Source organism: Gardnerella vaginalis ATCC 14018 = JCM 11026 (assembly GCF_001042655.1).
Lineage (GTDB): Bacteria > Actinomycetota > Actinomycetes > Actinomycetales > Bifidobacteriaceae > Bifidobacterium > Bifidobacterium vaginale.
This window is the reverse complement of sequence record NZ_AP012332.1, coordinates 756965-773443: the sequence shown is the minus strand read 5'-3', so window position 1 is coordinate 773443 and position 16479 is coordinate 756965. Positions and strand designations below refer to the sequence as shown.

General features: G+C 37.3%; 12 protein-coding genes and 1 tRNA gene. 6 read left to right on the top strand and 7 right to left on the bottom strand.

Going from position 1 to position 16479, the window contains the following annotated elements; genetic code table 11:
* Positions 1-25: 25 nt before the first annotated feature.
* The 4 genes from holA to leuS all read right to left on the bottom strand — a co-directional run bounded on the left by holA (position 26) and on the right by leuS (position 6901).
* Positions 26-997, bottom strand: coding sequence for a DNA polymerase III subunit delta (gene holA, locus GAVG_RS02925; RefSeq protein WP_009994112.1), 972 nt, complete (start codon positions 995-997; stop codon positions 26-28).
* Between the two features lie 126 nt (positions 998-1123).
* Positions 1124-2947, bottom strand: coding sequence for a ComEC/Rec2 family competence protein (locus GAVG_RS02920; protein WP_013399574.1), 1824 nt, complete (start codon positions 2945-2947; stop codon positions 1124-1126).
* A 26-nt stretch (positions 2948-2973) separates the two neighbouring features.
* Positions 2974-3765 (bottom strand): ComEA family DNA-binding protein, encoded by a 792-nt coding sequence (locus GAVG_RS02915; RefSeq protein WP_004117231.1) that lies wholly within the window; start codon positions 3763-3765, stop codon positions 2974-2976.
* A 151-nt stretch (positions 3766-3916) separates the two neighbouring features.
* Positions 3917-6901 carry a leucine--tRNA ligase gene (gene leuS, locus GAVG_RS02910; protein ID WP_009994106.1) on the bottom strand — a complete coding sequence of 995 codons (2985 nt, stop codon included), beginning with the start codon at positions 6899-6901 and terminating at the stop codon, positions 3917-3919.
* 205 nt (positions 6902-7106) lie between these two features.
* Between leuS and GAVG_RS02905 the strand changes: the two genes are divergently transcribed.
* The 4 genes from GAVG_RS02905 to GAVG_RS02890 all read left to right on the top strand — a co-directional run bounded on the left by GAVG_RS02905 (position 7107) and on the right by GAVG_RS02890 (position 10757).
* Complete coding sequence (locus GAVG_RS02905) at positions 7107-7547, top strand: hypothetical protein (RefSeq protein WP_004111796.1); 441 nt, start codon at positions 7107-7109, stop codon at positions 7545-7547.
* Between the two features lie 74 nt (positions 7548-7621).
* Positions 7622-8065, top strand: a complete 444-nt coding sequence (locus tag GAVG_RS02900) for a DUF2871 domain-containing protein (protein WP_004111798.1) — start codon at positions 7622-7624, stop codon at positions 8063-8065.
* Between the two features lie 89 nt (positions 8066-8154).
* Entirely contained in the window at positions 8155-8961 is an 807-nt protein-coding gene (locus tag GAVG_RS02895; RefSeq protein WP_013399572.1) for a fructosamine kinase family protein, read from the top strand.
* Positions 8962-9038: 77 nt separating this feature from the next.
* A complete protein-coding gene (locus GAVG_RS02890) occupies positions 9039-10757 on the top strand; it encodes a substrate-binding domain-containing protein (protein ID WP_004115246.1) in 1719 nt (572 codons plus the stop codon).
* 6 nt (positions 10758-10763) lie between these two features.
* Here GAVG_RS02890 and GAVG_RS02885 read toward each other — a convergent pair whose 3' ends face one another.
* Both GAVG_RS02885 and GAVG_RS02880 read right to left on the bottom strand, forming a co-directional pair.
* Entirely contained in the window at positions 10764-12578 is a 1815-nt protein-coding gene (locus tag GAVG_RS02885; RefSeq protein WP_004111801.1) for an AMP-dependent synthetase/ligase, read from the bottom strand.
* Between the two features lie 94 nt (positions 12579-12672).
* Positions 12673-13434, bottom strand: coding sequence for a M23 family metallopeptidase (locus GAVG_RS02880; RefSeq protein WP_009994099.1), 762 nt, complete (start codon positions 13432-13434; stop codon positions 12673-12675).
* 276 nt (positions 13435-13710) lie between these two features.
* Between GAVG_RS02880 and GAVG_RS02875 the strand changes: the two genes are divergently transcribed.
* Together GAVG_RS02875 and GAVG_RS02870 are read left to right on the top strand one after the other, a co-directional pair.
* Positions 13711-13786 (top strand) — tRNA-Asn (locus tag GAVG_RS02875).
* A gap of 209 nt (positions 13787-13995) precedes the next feature.
* Complete coding sequence (locus tag GAVG_RS02870) at positions 13996-14919, top strand: hypothetical protein (protein ID WP_009994097.1); 924 nt, start codon at positions 13996-13998, stop codon at positions 14917-14919.
* 66 nt (positions 14920-14985) lie between these two features.
* Here the strand turns inward: GAVG_RS02870 and GAVG_RS02865 are convergent, their stop codons facing one another.
* Positions 14986-16434 carry an amino acid permease gene (locus GAVG_RS02865; RefSeq protein WP_009994095.1) on the bottom strand — a complete coding sequence of 483 codons (1449 nt, stop codon included), beginning with the start codon at positions 16432-16434 and terminating at the stop codon, positions 14986-14988.
* Between the last annotated feature and the right edge of the window lie 45 nt (positions 16435-16479).

Genomic DNA, 16479 nt, shown 5'->3' with positions numbered 1-16479 from the left:
ACTTTATGCTTTTAAAATTTTCACATTAACGCCCACGACAAGCAATCATGCTAATGCATTTTTCTAAAGCGTAATCAGCATCACTTGTTCCGCCTTTGCATTGCTCATCTGCCCACGCTAAACATTTAAAACACTTACGAATCCCATCATCATTCCATCCACCTAAATCCCTCATAGCCATTTTTAACGCCCAAGGGTTAACTTTTGCTTGAGCATTAGAAATTTCCCCGTTTTTAACAGCTATAGCCTTTGTAATTATTCGCATTTTTGCAGCCAAAGACCCAATCAATGCTATAGCATCAACGCCTTGTAAAATCGCTCTTCTTGATGCAAGAATAGCTTGAGCATAGTTACCTTCTGCAGCTTTATCTGCTACAAAAAATCCAGTTACTTGCGGATCCGATATTAAATATTGGTCAACTATTTTTAATGTGATTGGGTTATCTTCAAAATCAAAGCACAATTGAGAACAAAGAGCCGCTAATTGATCGGTTTTCCCACCTAAGACTTCTGTTATGCGTCCAGCTGCTGCAGGCTCTATACTACGATTTTGCCTTTCAAAAAGACTTAGCACAAAATTCAATCTTGCATCATCTTTTTTAAGATCTGGTACAGTTATTTTACTTGCTCCAGCTTTTTCAAGTTTTGTAACAATTGACTTTCCTTTAACACCTCCTTCGTGGCGCGCAATAACCCAGTAATCATTGTTATTAGATTTAGATTCTCTAGTACAAAACTCTATTATCGCTTCAACTAAATCTTCATTAGCTTGTTCAAGATTATTAATAACAACAATTGTTCCGCTAGAAAAAAGTGATGGTCCTGTAGCAGTTATAAAAGCATATTTATCGGCATTTAATGCGTCTAAATTTATAACATCTGCATCTGGGTAGGAGCCTAATATGCGAGTTTTTAAGTCGCGCGCGTTTAGATCATTTAAATACGCATCACCGCCAACCACAACTGTAAATGGCGCAAATTTTTTTAACGCTTGCATACGTACTCCTTAAGAATATTTATATTCTCACGATTTAACTAACGCGAATATCCTTGTTTTTATTTAATCCGCTTAATTTTGCACGCCTATTAATTGTACAAACTATATAAAACTTAAAACACTTAATCATTCAAAAAGTTTTGTTGAATCATTTATAAGCTGCTTAAAACGATTTGACTTAACTTGTAAAAATATACTTAAACTATTATATGATTCACTTTTTCTAAAATATTTATTTATGATAAGTACTAATAAAAAGATAGCGAATTCAGCAAACGCAATTAGCCACGCACCTAAAGATCCATTAACCCAAGGTATTGTTCCAATTTGTAAATCTCCCAAATACCATGCGCAATTTGCCATAATGTTTGTTCCAAAAGATGAAATTGTGGCAAAAATCAGAGAAATAGAATAACTCCAATTAGCGCATATAAGCGAAAGCAGACCAAATATTGTTGCAAAATCAACAAAAGGTGCAACAATTAAATTCGCTATAACAGATATAAAAGATACTTGCGGTTGCATTAATATTTGTACAGGAAGCGTAAAACACTGTGCACACAACGTTATGCTTAATGCGCTTGCAAGACTAGACGGCATATATCTTAAAAAGATTCTTCTTAAAGACATTCCACAAACAATTATTCCAAAAGTTGCGCAAACAGAAAGAGCAAACGAATAATCCCATGCATATTTTGGACAAATAAAAAGAACACTTATAACAGTTATACTTAAAGCACTAGCAGACTGGTATTGTCTAGAAAACATTAATGCCCCGGCAGAAATTAAACCCATTATAAGCGCTCTAAGAACCGATGCTGACGGATACACAATACACGATAAAAGAATATGACCACAAGCTTCAAATATTGCGCTCACTACTCTTGGCAAAAGCAAAAAAGCACATGTCTTACGAATAACACAAGATAAAAGCAAAAAATGTCCTCCAGAAACCGCCATAAGGTGCATTATTCCAGCTATTTTGAATCTTTGTTTCATAGTATTCGCATAAGTGCTATCGATACTAACTTTTCGTAAATCTTCTACATCACTTAAATGCTCTTGTCCCAAAAGTCCTACAGTAAGACCAGGAACAAGCATTTGACCCTGTTCATCTAAAGAACTAGTCACATTGTAAAATTCTTTCCACAATGTATTTAGTAATGTCTTAAAAAGATTAGCTTTTTCAATAACTTCTACTTTATATAATTTCGTTTTATCTGTTTTGTTTGCTTTAGGAACTTGAATGTCTATCGCATGAGAGTCAAATTTTGAAATCGAAATTTTTCCAAAACTACTTATCTTGTATCCGTAGTTCATTATTTTGCAATCTGGATTAAAAGCGTAAAGTTTAGCAGACACAAAGCTTTTACTCCTACTAATAACTTTTTCTTTATCCATAATTTCAATCTGTTTTACATTCACGTTTAATACGCAATCCCCCTTAAAGGATTGCGATACTCTTGGAGGAGACGTTATATCCATAAGCAATCTGATGGATTGAACATCGTTTTTTCTATTAAATTTATATTCTGTATCACTTTGCTTTAGATCTTTAATAGCATTAAAAACAGGGTCCATATGTTCTATGTTTAGAATAATTGAACACATTATAAAAGCTGCTAGAAACGTACAAAAACTTGTTAAAAAAGCATGCTTGTATCCTATTATTTTTAATTTTTTAATTAACTCATAAAACTTTGATTTTATGCGACTTTTGTAATCAGTTGTATTCTTTAAGCGGCACGTAAAAATGCAATTTCCCATTGAAAAAATAGTATAAAAGCACAAAAGAGCAAATGATAATATTGCGATTATCATACAGAAAAAATCTTGTTGTGAATCAACTATAAATCGAGCGAATAAGCAACCAAACCATACGCTAAACGCAATAGGAACAAGCCTAAAATCTTTGTTTCCATTTTCAAGATCCCAATATAATTCTTTCATTTTCCAACCTTAAAAATCACATAAATTTACTTAATGCAGATTGCTGATTTAAGTTTTAAAAAAGTCTTTTGCCCAATTCCTTTAACTTGCATAAGATCTTCAACCCGCTTAAAAACACGCAACTTTTTACGCATATCTAATATTCTTTGAGCCATTTTTGGCCCTATACTTTTTAGAGTTTGTAATTCTTCCAACCCTGCTGTGTTTATATTTATGCAACCGCTTTTATCTTTGTTGACACTATTATTTTTGCTTATATCATTTTCATTAATTTTGTGCGTGCTATCACTAAAATCTTCATTTTTATTTTTAACAGTTAAATCTTTAGTCTCATTTGTATGTAAGTCTTTTTTAGAATCCTCTTTAGAATCATTGCTATATTCATCATCATCTTTATTATTTGATTCAAATTTTTTACTTAAAGATTTAACTTTAGATTCTCTCTGTGCTTGATAAGAATAAATCTTGTTATAAGTTCTAGATTGACATATGAGCATGGTTAAACTTGATGCTAAGAATACTACGAGAATTAGCATAATAGACAAAGCATGTACTGGTTTTATTCGTAATCTAACGAGATTTCTTGTTTCAAAATTATTTCGTTTATTAAGATTATCAATATTTGAAGCAGAATCTTTTGAGCTTATGCAAAAATCAGCAAGCTGATAATCTATAGAATTGTTTTTCTCTTGTGCCAATATGCGATTTTTAGAATCATCATTCAAAGTATTTTGCAAATAATTTGAATTTTCATAATTATTATTTAAAGCATCAATAGCTGCCAATCTTTCTAGAACGTTACTATTGTTTTTGTTCATTTTAACCACCTCCTTCGTTTCAGACTATTTATTTTTGATTGTTAAATAAAAAAAAAAGATGCTTACTTCCACTATTAAATGAAGATAAGCATCTTTCAAGTAAAATTAACCAATGTGGTTAAAGGCTATTTTGCCTAGAAAACATTGAGTTTCAGCTTTCATCTGGCACAATAGACACAATCTTTGGTGCTTTCACGATTACCTTGCGCGGCTTCTTTCCACCCAAGCGATCAGCTACGGCCTCTAAAGCAAGCTTTTCAAGCTCACTAGCATCAATATTCGGGTCAACTTCAAGCTTTGCGCGAACCTTGCCCTTGATTTGTACAACAGCTGTAACAGTATCCGCACCAACGTAGCGGGAATCTTCAACTGGCCAATCTGCGTGAGCAATCGACTTAGTATGTCCAAGCTTGCTCCACATTTCTTCACAAATATGCGGTGCAATTGGAGAAAGCATAAGAACAAGCGGCTCAACTGCTGCGCGAGGCACGTGAGGCAGAGACGTTAAGTGATTATTCAACACAATCAGCTTAGCAATCGCAGTGTTTGGACGCATTGCTTCCATTTCTACAGTTACTTCTACAATCGTGTTGTTAAGAAGCTTTAGCGTCTTTTCGTCCAAAGCATCTTCTGTTACTACGCAAGCGCCAGTTTCTTCGTTTACAACGTTACGCCACAAGCGTTGCAAGAATCGCATGCCTCCAACAACGTTACGCGTATTCCATGGGCGAGACTCAGAAAGTGGACCCATGCTCATTTCATACAAACGGAACGTGTCTGCACCGTAATTTTCGTACATGTAGTCTGGAGTCACAATATTCTTTAGGCTCTTGCCCATCTTTCCAAACTCGCGATTCACGGTTTCGCCGTGCCAAGTAAATGTTGGCTCACCAACGCCGTTATTAGCGCCTTCCTCAACCTCATCAGCTGGCACGTACTGCCCGCGCTCATCCGTGTAAGCGTAAGCCTGAATCATACCCTGGTTAAACAAGCGATGGAAAGGCTCAGCAGAATCAACGTAACCCAAGTCGTAAAGCGCCTTATGCCAGAAGCGCGAGTAAAGCAAGTGCAAAACTGCATGCTCTACGCCTCCAACATAAAGGTCAACGCCTCCAGAAACATGTTCCTTGCCTGGTCGATTCGTACCCATCCAATAGTCGTATTCGTCGCTGTCAACCATATGCTCAGCGTCGTTTGGATCCAAGTAACGCATGTAATACCAGCATGAACCAGCCCAGTTTGGCATAGTGTTGGTGTCGCGATAGTAGGTTTTTACACCGTCACCAAGATCAAGCTGAACTTTAACCCAATCCTCGTTTCGGCTCAAAGGTGCTTCAGGCTCAGAATTTGCGTCGTCTGGAGCGTAAGTTTTTGGCTGATAATCTGGAACGTCTGGCAATGCAATTGGAAGCTCACTATCCGGCACAAGGTGAGCAACACCATCCTCATCATAAACGATTGGGAATGGCTCACCCCAGTAGCGCTGCCTAGAGAACAGCCAATCGCGAAGTCTGTAAGAAACCTTACCAACGCCTACGCCTGCTGCTTCAAGCCAAGTCGTCACTTTTTTAATAGCTTCATCTACGCGCAAACCGTTAATAGACAAAGCGTCACCGAGCTTATAAGTATGCTCCACAGAAGAGTTAATAACAATTCCATCGTGAGAAACAAACGGAGCTTTGCCATCATAATCTTCTAGCTTTTCGACAGAATCAGGCAAAGGCTTAACAGTGTAAATTACAGACAAGCCGAAAGCTTTAGCAAAATCATAATCGCGCTGGTCACCGCCAGGAACTGCCATAATTGCGCCCGTTCCATAACCCATAAGCACATAATCTGCAACAAACAGCGGAAGTTTTGCTCCAGTTACAGGATTAATTGCGTAAAGACCAGTAAACAAACCAGTTTTTGCACCAGCGTCTTCCGTACGATCTTTAGCGGTTTTAGCGCGAGCTTGAGCCTGATACTCTGCCAATCCTTCCTTAAGGCTTGCGTAGCCACCCTTCCAGCTTTCTGGAACGCTAGCTTCCCACGCTTCTGGAACGTGCTCAAGAATCGGGTGATCTACAGAAACAACAGCAAAAGTTGTACCAAAAAGCGTATCTGGACGAGTAGTGTATACTTCCAAATCGCGCGTTTCACCATCTGCACATTCAACTTCAAAATGCACGGAAGCACCGTGAGATTCGCCAATCCAGTTTCGCTGCATAAGCTTAACTTTTTCTGGCCAATCAATAGTATCCAAATCTTCAACCAAGCGATGAGCATAAGCTGTAATTCGCATGGACCACTGACGAAGATTGCGCTGGAATACTGGGAAGTTTCCGCGCTCAGATTTACCTTCTGCAGTAACTTCCTCGTTTGCAAGCACAGTTCCCAATCCTGGACACCAATTTACAGGAGACTTAGAAATGTAAGCAATGCGGAAGTCATTCAACACATCCGCTTGATCTACTTTATTGAGCTCTCCCCACTTTTTGTCAGCAAAACCAGGAATTTCGCGCTTTGCGCTCTTAAACTCATCAACTAACTCAGCAATTGGTCGAGCAGAACCTTTACCGCCATCTTTGCGTACAAAATCAGGGTCATACCAAGCGTCATAAAGCTTCGAGAAAATCCATTGAGTCCAACGAACGTAGTTTGTATCAATAGTTGCAAAAGATCTACGATCGTCAAAGCTCAATCCCATGCGATGCAACTGCCTGCGCATATTTGCAATATTTGCCTCAGTAGTAATGCGCGGATGCTGACCTGTTTGAACAGCATATTGTTCTGCAGGAAGTCCAAAAGCGTCGTAGCCCATCGCGTGAAGAACATTCTCGCCCTTCATACGGTGATATCGGCTCACAACATCCGTTGCCAAATATCCAAGAGGATGTCCAACATGCAAGCCCTTTCCAGAAGGATAAGGGAACATGTCCATTGCAAAGAAAGAAGGACGGCCACAAGCCAATCTGCCTTCGCCATCCTTCAAATCGCCCTTAACATTAGCAGCCCAGAACGTGCCCTGCTCGTCCCAAGTCTTTTGCCAGCGCTGCTCAATATCTTGTGCGAGCTGCGCATTGTAACGAAAAGCTGGCTCAGCAATAGTAGCTTTATTGTCAGCTGTTGAATACTGTTGATCGTTGTCTTCCATAAACAAGCACTATAGCGACTCATATCGTCAATTTGCAACACTTTTTACAACTTTTAATCATATTTTATTGTGTTTTTTGAAAGTTTTAATGCACAATTCACAAAATACTCTTATTTAGCGTTTTTCATAAAAATCATTACTACAATTGTTTTAAACGTTCAACATAAGATTTTATTAAGAATAATGTGATTTAACGAGGTTAGTTATGAAGGTATCAAAGAACACACTTTTATTAATCGCATGCATTGTATGGTGTTTTGCTGGATTCAACATTCTTAGGATTGGTATTATTGCATACTCAAACTTTTTATCTCCTATTAATTTCGCTTTATCTTTAGCTGTTTTTGCAATATTCCAAGTGTTTATTTTCGGAAAACTTGTTAAAAAACATACTGCTAGGATTAACGCATACAAAGAAAACAAGCAATTTTTCCTTAAATTCTTTGACGTTAAATCTTTTATAATCATGGCTTTTATGATGACTTTTGGAATTGTTCTTCGTGCAACAAATATAGCTCCAGAACAATTTATAGCCGTATTTTATACGGGATTAGGTTCTGCTCTTACTCTAGCAGGATTGCTTTTTGGGTATCATTTTGCTAAAACTGCATGTCCGCGTTACAAAAACACTCATACTATGCAATAGCGCTTACAAACACTTGTAACAACATCAACATTACTAAGAAATATTTGACTATCACTCTACGTAAGGAAGTTACTATGAACCATGTTATGAAACGTTATATTAATACGTCTTTGTTGTATGCTGTCTTCGCCATGATTGGCGGCGTCTTTTATCGCGAATTTACAAAATTTAATGCTTTCCATGAAAAGACTGTGCTTGCTATAGTTCACACACACTACTTTATGCTTGGAATGGTTGTTTTTCTGTTACTCATACTATTTGAGAAAAACTTCAGTTTTAGTAACGAAAAAACTACGAGAATCTTAATAACTTATCATATTGGACTCAACCTAACAGCAGTAATGATGATTACTCGTGGAATTGCACAAGTAATGCGTCTACATCTCAGTCCATCTATAGATTTTTCCATAACTGGTTTAGCAGGAATCGGACACATCCTACTTGGCGTAAGTATTGTACTAATCTTATTGCAAATTAAACGCAGCATCGCTCATTGTGCTAATACTTCATTAGAATAGTGATGATAGGAATAATTTAGTTTATTCATAAAATATTTATTAAGTGTGTAACTATAAGCCGCATATGCTACTACATTAAGAAGGTTGCTATGAGTAATAACGCGTATAAAAAGAGTAGATCATACGCACCAGAACGATTCTTTGAATGCGAAGGTCGTGGCCTTAATTGGCTTCGAGAAGCTTACGACTATGGCGGGCCTAAAGTAGCTAAAGTTTTTGATTGGGGAAAAGACTACTTAAACATTGAACGCATTGAAACTACAAGCCCTACTCCTTTAGCATCGTTTGAATTTGGAGCATCTTTGGCGCATATGCACGATTTCGGTGCGAAATATTTTGGGGAGCCACCTGCAGATTATGATGGCACATGCTATTTTGGACCATTAAGCGACCCTGTAAAAATGGATTGTGGCACTTGGAGTAATGTTATTGACTATTTGGCAGAAGGCAGACTTTTACCAATGGTAAATCTTGGTATTTCTAGAGGAAGCCTTACAAAAAGCGATTTAGATCTTACAAATAAAGTTATTGATGCTATGCCAGATTTGCTGGGAAAAGCATCTGAAGATAAACCAGCGCGAGTCCATGGAGACTTGTGGAGTGGAAATGTGCTTTGGACTAAAAGCGAAGATGGCGAACACACAGAAGCTGTTTTAATTGATCCTGCAGCTCACGGCGGCCATCGTGAGGAAGACTTAGCAATGCTGCAACTGTTTGGGATTAGCTATTTTAAGCAGATTTTAGATGGCTATCAATCTGTTCATCCATTAAAATCTGGTTTTGAAAATCGCATGACAATTTGGCAGCTCTACCCTATTGCTGGACATTGTGTCTTCTTTGGTGGAGGCTACGTTAGCGAATACCGAGATATGTGCTTGGATTTGCTTAATCGCTAAATTTGCATTAGATAATTTAATAGACACTAATATAAAAGTAAGCACAAAACTAAAATTTACGAAAGGCCTTAACTACTATGATTCGCACGCATAAGCATATTTTGCGCAAAACTATTGCTCTTGTAGTATCTAGTACAATGCTTCTTGCGATTTGCGCATGCGGATCGAGCAATGCAAAAAACGCATCGCCTAGCGCAAAGCCTCAAGTGAATCACGGCAACGTTATAGTTTTTACGCCTTCTGATGGTCTAAATTTAAGTAGAAAAACTCCATTAAGTACATGGGATAATCTTGTTCCAGAAATAGTAAAATCGTTAAAAAAGCAAGGATTTTCAGAAAATTCTATTACTACTAAATCGTCCAGCAGCTTATACGATCAAAGTCAAGATATTCAAGATTACGTTGTAAGCATGATTACATCTTTAAAAACAAAAAATTCTTCTAAAAATAAAAACAAGAAAACAAGTATCAGAGATATCCATAGCATCGTAAAAAAGCAACTTTCTAATACGACTATTGTTGTTGCTCCTTGGAGTAATAAAAACGGTAATAATAATTATGGTGATTACGTCACTCAACCCACAACACCTAAAGAGCAACTAAAAGAAGAAGATCTAAAATCACAAGAGGAAGCAGAAAATAGACTTACATCGTCATTAGATTTGGCTAAAAAAGCTGGCATGCATGTCGTTATGTTATCTAGGCTTACTAGAGATTTTAAGCCAGATGCATTCTTCAAACTTTCTTCTGCTCAGAGCATTGGAGAAATTCAAGCGTATACTCTTGTGCAAAAATTAGCATTAAATCAGGCTTCTAAAGATAATCCAAAAAGCGTAGAAGTACTTTTGCCTTGCCACAATCAAAAACAAGATGTTCATATGCATTTTGGAGTAAATACTCATGGTAATTCAGATTCTGATAATTCAAGTTCCAAAATTCAAGAATTTGATGATGAATTCGCGCGACTTGCTTTTGCTGGAATCTGGAAAATTCTAAAACCTTATTTCGCATCTGGATTAATGATTTCACCTTCTGGAAAACTTAGTAAGGATTCAACAGAGAATGACTGGGAAAATGCTGCTTTCGACGCAGATAATTCTGACTCTGTTAAGGCAGAACTTAATTCGAGATTAGTAATAAAGAATGATAACGGAACAACTTCCACAAAACACGTAGATGGCATTATTGCTTTAGATGATCAAGTTGTTATGCAAGTGGAAAAAGCTCTTGAAGACCTTGGGTATAAGGGAAGCTCTGCGGATATCAACCCTTCCTTTACTCTTCCAGATATAATCGGAAGCTTTATAGGAAAACGAAATTTGACTAAGAAAAAGGTTCCAACGCCTGCTTCTACTGCGAAAAATAATGAATCACAAAAATCTAGCACAAAAAATAATGATTTGAATTCATCTGAATCCAATAAAGAGAATAAAAATACTGAAGATTCTGAGCTTAAAGATTCAGCGAATGAATTGTTAAACGACTCAAAATGGCCTGTTATTACTGGCTACGGCGCTTACAAAGATGCTTTACCAAATCTTGTAAATGGAAAGCAATGGATGACTTCTATCGAAAACATTCAGAAAATCTCTACTGATGTTGCTCAAGAATGTAGTTCTCTAAATGTTAATGGAAAATTATCTCAACTCGAAGATATTTCTATTTTTGTAAATAACAGTGGATCAGAAAAAGATATACCTGTAATAACAGAACCAATTCTCGCTGTAAGCGCAACTAATCTTAAAGCTCTTTTGATTGACCCTGGATACGTAACTCTTGCAGATGCAGGACTGTAAAGTACGTTATTTTCTTGGTCTTGGAGCGTAAATCTTATTTTCGATAAGATCGTTATAACGTTCTATAACCGCATTGCGCTTTGCTTTAAGGCTTGGTGTAACTAAACCATTTTCTTGAGTAAAAGCATCTGGAACAATCTCAAATTTTCTGATTGATTCTGCTCTAGAAACATTAGAATTTGCTTTAACTATGCTTTGTTCTACGGAACTTATGACGATTGAATTTTTTCTTGCCTCTTCCAGCGAGCGCACTGGGCTTGCTCCTCGAGATTTCAGCCAAGAATTCACTTCTGCAAGATCTAACGCAATAATCGCAGAGATAAAAGGTTTTCTGTCTCCAATAACAACGCATTGAGAAATAATTGAAGAAGTCATAACTGATGCTTCGAGTATGCTAGGTGAAACGTTTTTCCCGCCAGCTGTTATTATCAGATCTTTTTTGCGACCAGTAATTTTTACAAAACCGTCGGAATCTAAAGATCCGAAGTCTCCTGTATGCAACCATCCATTTACTATTTGTTTTTCAGTTATCTCTGGATGATTATGATATCCTTTGCAAACAGCGGGACTTTTAATACAAAGCTCTCCCTCATCATCTATTGCTACAGACACTCCCTGTACTGGCAAACCAACTGTTCCGATTTTATAGCCTTTCGTTGGATTTACCATTGACGGAGCACATGTTTCTGTCATTCCGTACCCTTCGAGAATTGGCAATCCCATGCCATTGAAGAAATGCGAAATCGATTTGTCTAATGGTGCTCCTCCTGAAACACCATATTCAACGTCTCCTCCAAAAACTTGCAAAATTGAGTTGTAAACGAGCTTTTTACATAAGGAGTGGCTTATAGCCAGCATTGGCGAAATCATTCTCCCCGATTGTTGAGCTTTTGACCATTCTTTTGCCACTTTTACGCTTTGAGCAAATATAAATCCTTTTACTCCTCTACCAGCTTTTTGAGAGGCAGCATTGTAGATTTTTTCAAATATTCTAGGTACACCAAGTATGAAAGTTGGTTTAAAACTTTTAAAATCACTTAGTATTGTTTTAAGGTTGCTTGACAATCCAAGTGTTACATTTCCAGCAAAACAGAAGAACTGCATAAATCTTGCAAATACATGTGCTAAAGGAAGGAATAAAAGAAGTCTTGGTTTGCCTTTTAATGCTATATCTGGCATGGAAAGCATTCCAGATTTCGCTATAAACACAAAATTTCCGTGCGAAAGTTCTATACCTTTCGGGTCTCCTGTAGATCCAGATGTGTAAACGATTGTAGCTAGATCATCGCCTTTAACAGCTTTTTCTCTTTCATAAAACTCTGAGTCTGTAACTGTTTTTCCATACTCAATTAGCGCATCTATTGCGTCTCTGCTTAATACATAGACATCGTTAAGGCTTGGACATGACTTCTTTGATATTTCCACAGTTTCACGCATATTTTCATCTTCAACAAAAATCATGCTTACTCTAGAATCGTTAATAATATTTTCTATTTGCACTGCAGAACTTGTTTCATAAATTGGCACTGTTAACGCGCCTATAGACATTATTGCCATATCAAGCACAGTCCACTGCCATGAAGTATGCGCTATTATCGATATAGTATCTCCCGGCATCACACCGTGTGCTATGAATCCTTTTGCTACCGATATAACCAAATCTTTAAAGTCTTTAGCACTGTAGGAATTCCATTCCCCGTCGCGTCCTACATACTCAACCAATGAATCGTTCGGCTTACGTTCTACGCGACTTTCAAGAAGCGAAAAAATGTTTGCATTGTAATCAATTTTCTCATCGAGATTACGAGAATACTTTTGCATATTCGCTCCCTAATATGTTTAAGAAAATCTTATGTAATAATCTTAGGTCAATGTCTTAAGCCCAAGACTCTTATTACACTATACGACACGCATTTTACAGACTATTTTTTTCTTCTTTTGTCTCTTCTTTGGGCTTTAAAATTATTCGTTTTTTCGCTACCATTTTCCTTGGATTTGCATAAGTCCTGTCTCTTCGTTTTAAACCCCATTGAATACACAAATTGTCACAATGATCTGATCCAACTGTTACGTAACCAAAAAATTGACCTTTTCTAACAACTGTTCCAACTGGTAAATCCGTATATGATGGCTCAAATGTGGAAGACAAAACTCCATGTTTGATTGTTACAACAGATTTTCCAGCCACAAGTCCAGCAAAATTTATTATTCCATCTGATGGAGCATATAGCTCAGTTCCTTCCTCTGCTCGCAAATCAACTCCTCTATGACCTGCGAGCCATGGTTTTGCTGGAGCATCAAAATCTTTAATAATGTTTACATTTTTTACTGGCCATACCATCCTTGATTTACAATTTGTAGTTTCTTTTAGTGTTGAAGCTGTTGAAACTTGACTAACTGTATTCGCGACTATTTTTTGCTTTTTACCTACAAAAGATTTTTCTATGCAACCAGCGTCAAATGAAGATACACTATAATCAGTTTGATTCGATTGCAAATATTCATACTCAATACTTTTGTTTATTGTAGGATTTATGCAACTATGAATAATCAACATGATTACAATCAGAATAATAAAAATCAGTATTCTAACAAATTGTGATTTTTGTTTTAATATAAATTTTTTGACTTTTAAGATTCTGGGCTTAATCATTTTTAAATCAAATATTTTTCTCATGATATTTTATTTTTCTCCTTTCATAAATCAAATTTGTTTTATGCTTCAACAGCGAAAATCTGCATTATTTAAAGGTTTTCGCTTATATTTGAAAGTTTTTCACAAAATTCTTTTTTTAGGAACACTTTTTTATCAATGTGGTTAAAGCGTACAAATCATTGGTATTCCAACGATTATGAGTTTTCGACACGCCCAAACACGCTATATTTGCATATCATAAAATTCCGTGTAATATAAATGTCTTGTGCACGGCACACAGCCAAGCGCAAAGGATATTCCTGCGTAGCTCAGTTGGCAGAGCGTTCGACTGTTAATCGAATGGTCGCTGGTTCAAGCCCAGCCGCAGGAGCCAAGAAAACCACCAGCAAGTCTGGTGGTTTTTTTGTTTTGAATTTATTTGAATATTGTATTCTAATGAATCGCAAATGATATCGCTTGTCTTGCAAATCATCAAAAATGCTACAAACTACAAGGGTCACGTACTTAGTTTGGCGTAAACTATAAGTGTTGTTTTGCAAAAAGCAATTCTTGGCGAAGATTGATAAAAACAGAGGATGATACATGTTAGAAAACATCTCCGAAGCCACGAATAATGGTCATAAAAAGAAGATGATAATTCTCATTGCTGGCGTCATTGTATTAGCTTTAGTATTAGGCGTTGGTGGTATTTGCTGGAGCATTCAGCACTCATCTCGTATGAAAGAAGCTAGAAAACAGTGCGAAATTAAGGTTGCACAAGTTAGCAAAGCAAGCCAGTCATGGAAAAAACTTACTAAAAATTCTCTTCTTATCTCTTTTGCTCAAGATAACTCAGAAAATGGCAAATTACTTGCTAAGCTTTTGAAGCAGCGTTTGCCAGAAACAGTTGTATGCAATGCTAATTCTCCAGAAGAGTTAGGGTCTCAGGGAGCTCAAGCTATAGCTGCAACTCAATGGTATTCTGACAATGCTCAGCGTATTCGTGGAGTGACTTCTGCAATGATTGATAAGCTTTCTGCAGCATCTACAGATACTACAGCGAATGCACAGGAGAAGCAGAAGGCTGAAGAAAGCCAGAAGGAACTGCAGAAGATTACTGCTCCTGTTATTCGTATAGCTCCTAAGGTAAAGCGTAAGCCGAATATTATTATTCAAAATATTCCTCCTACTCAAGAAGAAAAAGTTCAAGCAGATAACGCCATGCAGAAAAAGATTGAAGAAGCAAAGCGTCAAGCTGACGAGCAAGCTGCTAAAGCTAAAGCAAATGCAAAGGCTGATGCAGAAAAGAGACGTTTAGAATTAGAAAGAAGAAAGCGAATTAGGGATGCTGCCGAAAATCTACAGAAGCAGCTAGAAGAACAAGCTAAGAAGCAAGCTGAAGAACAAGCTAGGAAGCAAGCTGAAGAGGAAGAGAAAAAGAAGGAAGAAGAAAGAAAGCAGACGGAAGAGGAAGAGAAAAAGAAGGAACAGCCAGATCCTAAAATTTCTAACGACGGAGACAAATAATAACCTCTGTTAATCAATATAAAAATGCGCTCAGCAAAATCACTGAGCGCATTTTTTATATTCTAATCACTTTGTTAAATCAACTTGATCTAAAGGAATAACCTTAGTGTGGTACTTAATCTTGTATCCAACATAAAGCACAATGAACAGCGGCACAGACATATAAGTTATGCCAATTGCTTGCCAATTAAGCGTGTGGAATGATTCAAGATCTTGGCCAACAATAACCAAAATGCACAATACAAGAGCCACGATAGGACCGAATGGATACCACTTAGCTTTATAAACAAGATCGTCCAAAGACTTTCCTTGAGCAATATACGCTTTGCGGAACCTGTAGTGCGCAGCTGCGATTCCTGCCCATGCAATAAATCCAGTCAAACCACTTGCAGCAACTAAGAACATGTAAATTTGAGTTCCAAAAATACTCATCAAGAATGTTAAAAGAGCTACAACAAACGTTGCAACCAAAGATTGCATTGGAACACCTCTTCTATCTACGTTTCCAAACATCTTTGGAGCGTGATTATCTTTTGCAAGAGCGTAAAGCATTCTAGTAGAAGCATACATTCCAGAGTTTGCTGCCGAGATAACAGATGTAAGCACAACGGCATTCATGATTGTTGCTGCAATCGCCAATCCTGCACGCTGGAACACAAGAGTGAATGGGCTTATAGAAATATCGCTAGCTTCCGATCCAAGCAAACTTGGGCTTGTGTATGGAATAATGCATGCGATTACAAAGATTGCAAGAATGTAGAACAAAACAATACGCCAAAACACTTGCTTTACAGCCTTTGGAATACTCTTATCTGGTGTTGCAGATTCACCTGCTGTAATGCCAATAAGCTCTGTTCCCTGGAACGAGAATCCTGCAATAGCAAACGCACCTAAAACAGCTGGGATTCCGCCAGCAAATGGAGCATTCTTATGAGTAAAGTTGCTTAACAATGGTGCTTTTCCGCCTAAAATTCCAACAATCGTAAGCAAACCAATAGCAAGGAATATAATAACTGTTACAACTTTAATAATCGAAAGCCAATACTCGGTTTCTCCAAAGCACTTAACAGTAAGAATATTAATCAAAAGAATAATAACAAGAACTGTTAGCGAAAACACCCATATTGGCACATTAGGAAGCCAATATTGCAAAACGATTGCTGCAGTGCTTATATCTACAGCAACCGTGATTGCCCAGTTAAACCAATAATTCCAACCCATTGCAAATCCTAAAGCTGGATCAATAAACTTTCCAGAATAAGATGCAAAAGACCCACTAATTGGCATATATGTTGCCATCTCTCCTAGAGATGTCATAAGAAAATAAACCATGATACCGATTGCAGCGTATGCCAAAAGCGCGCCACCAGGTCCTGCCATGTGGATTGTTGCGCCACTAGCTACAAATAAGCCTGTTCCAATGCTTCCACCCAAAGCAATCATGGAAATGTGGCGTGTTTTTAAACTGCGATGCACAGTTTGAGATTCAGTAGTTGATGAACTGTCGTTATTCATTGTTTCCTCCTTTTGACAATATTCAAACAGAGGCAAACAGGCAAC

Coding starts and splice junctions, on each gene's coding strand:
- holA (WP_009994112.1), bottom strand. CDS start 997: ATGCAAGCGTTAAAAAAATTTGCGCCATTTACAGTTGTGGTTGGCGGT.
- GAVG_RS02920 (WP_013399574.1), bottom strand. CDS start 2,947: ATGAAAGAATTATATTGGGATCTTGAAAATGGAAACAAAGATTTTAGG.
- GAVG_RS02915 (WP_004117231.1), bottom strand. CDS start 3,765: ATGAACAAAAACAATAGTAACGTTCTAGAAAGATTGGCAGCTATTGAT.
- leuS (WP_009994106.1), bottom strand. CDS start 6,901: ATGGAAGACAACGATCAACAGTATTCAACAGCTGACAATAAAGCTACT.
- GAVG_RS02905 (WP_004111796.1), top strand. CDS start 7,107: ATGAAGGTATCAAAGAACACACTTTTATTAATCGCATGCATTGTATGG.
- GAVG_RS02900 (WP_004111798.1), top strand. CDS start 7,622: ATGAACCATGTTATGAAACGTTATATTAATACGTCTTTGTTGTATGCT.
- GAVG_RS02895 (WP_013399572.1), top strand. CDS start 8,155: ATGAGTAATAACGCGTATAAAAAGAGTAGATCATACGCACCAGAACGA.
- GAVG_RS02890 (WP_004115246.1), top strand. CDS start 9,039: ATGATTCGCACGCATAAGCATATTTTGCGCAAAACTATTGCTCTTGTA.
- GAVG_RS02885 (WP_004111801.1), bottom strand. CDS start 12,578: ATGCAAAAGTATTCTCGTAATCTCGATGAGAAAATTGATTACAATGCA.
- GAVG_RS02880 (WP_009994099.1), bottom strand. CDS start 13,434: ATGAGAAAAATATTTGATTTAAAAATGATTAAGCCCAGAATCTTAAAA.
- GAVG_RS02870 (WP_009994097.1), top strand. CDS start 13,996: ATGTTAGAAAACATCTCCGAAGCCACGAATAATGGTCATAAAAAGAAG.
- GAVG_RS02865 (WP_009994095.1), bottom strand. CDS start 16,434: ATGAATAACGACAGTTCATCAACTACTGAATCTCAAACTGTGCATCGC.